Origin of the sequence: Pseudoprimorskyibacter insulae (assembly GCF_900302505.1) — a bacterium.
Classification (GTDB): domain Bacteria; phylum Pseudomonadota; class Alphaproteobacteria; order Rhodobacterales; family Rhodobacteraceae; genus Pseudoprimorskyibacter; species Pseudoprimorskyibacter insulae.
In genome coordinates this window covers 1-1,791 of sequence record NZ_OMOJ01000024.1, presented here as the reverse complement: position 1 = coordinate 1,791, position 1,791 = coordinate 1, and the positions used below count along the sequence as shown (strand labels likewise).

At 61.4% G+C, this 1,791-nt stretch carries 1 protein-coding gene; it reads left to right on the top strand.

Going from position 1 to position 1,791, the window contains the following annotated elements; translation table 11 throughout:
- The coding region (gene acs, locus PRI8871_RS19385) for an acetate--CoA ligase (RefSeq protein ID WP_108887811.1) at positions 1-1,791 on the top strand (1,791 nt) is incomplete at both ends.

The window sequence follows — 1,791 nt, the reverse complement described above, 5'->3', positions numbered from 1 at the left end:
ACGCAGGTCAAGGACGTTGATTTCACGCTTGGTCAGGTCAAGATCAACTGGTTTGCCGATGGCACGCTGAACGTTGCGGCCAACTGTGTGGACCGCCACCTTGAGACCCGCGGCGACCAGACCGCCATTATCTTTGAGCCGGACGACCCCAATGAGCCGGCCCAGCACATCACCTACAAGGCCCTGCACAAAAGCGTGTGCAAGATGGCCAACATCCTTGAGACCATGGGCGTGCGCAAAGGCGACCGCGTGGTCATCTATCTGCCGATGATCCCCGAAGCGGCCTATGCCATGCTGGCCTGTGCGCGCATCGGCGCCATCCACTCGATCGTTTTCGCGGGCTTCTCGCCTGATGCGCTGGCCGCCCGTGTGAACGGCTCGGACGCCAAGGTCATCATCACCGCCGATACCGCCCCGCGCGGCGGCCGCAAGACGGCGCTGAAGTCCAACGCCGATGCCGCCCTGCTGCATTGCAAGGACACGGTGAAATGCCTTGTGGTCAAGCGCACCGGCGACCAGACCACCTGGATCGATGGCCGCGATTTTGACTATAACGAGATGGCGCTTGAGGCGAATGACTACTCCGCCCCGGCCGAAATAAATGCCGAAGATCCTCTCTTTATTCTCTACACCTCGGGCTCGACCGGTCAGCCCAAGGGTGTTGTGCACTCAAGTGGTGGATATTTGGTTTACGCGGCCATGACGCACCAATATGTCTTCGATTATCACGAGGGCGACATCTTCTGGTGTACCGCCGACGTGGGCTGGGTCACCGGGCATTCCTACATTGTTTACGGGCCCTTGGCCAACGGCGCGACCACCGTCATGTTCGAAGGCGTTCCGACCTATCCGGACGCGTCGCGTTTTTGGCAGGTCTGCGAAAAGCACAAGGTCAACCAGTTCTACACCGCGCCGACCGCGATTCGCGCGTTGATGGGCCAGGGTAACGACTTCGTAACCGGATCGGACCTAAGCTCACTGCGAATCCTGGGCACCGTGGGCGAACCGATCAACCCCGAAGCCTGGAACTGGTACAATGAGGTTGTGGGTCAGGGCCGCTGCCCCATCGTCGACACATGGTGGCAAACGGAAACCGGCGGGCACCTGCTGACCCCGCTGCCGGGGGCGCATGCGCTGAAACCGGGCTCGGCGATGAAGCCGTTCTTTGGTGTGCAGCCGGTGGTTCTGGATCCGCAATCGGGTGAAGAAATCCACTCGGTCCCGACTGAGGGCGTTCTGGCGCTGAAAGACAGCTGGCCGGGCCAGATGCGCACCGTCTGGGGCGATCATGACCGGTTCGAGAAGACCTATTTCTCGGACTACAGAGGCTACTACTTCTCGGGTGACGGCTGCCGCCGTGACGCCGATGGCGACTATTGGATCACCGGCCGCGTGGACGATGTGATCAACGTCTCGGGTCACCGTATGGGCACCGCCGAGGTGGAATCGGCGCTGGTCGCCCATGCCAAAGTGGCCGAGGCCGCGGTGGTCGGCTACCCGCATGAAATCAAGGGCCAGGGCATCTATTGCTATGTCACCCTGATGAACGGCGTTGAACCGTCGGACGAGCTGCGCAAAGAACTGCGCACCTGGGTCCGCACGGAAATCGGCCCCATCGCCAGCCCCGACCTGATCCAGTGGGCCCCCGGCCTGCCGAAAACCCGCTCGGGCAAAATCATGCGCCGCATCCTGCGCAAAATCGCCGAAAACGACTACGGCGCTCTCGGAGACACCTCCACCCTCGCAGACCCTTCCGTCGTCGATGACCTCATCGATAACAGAATGAACCGC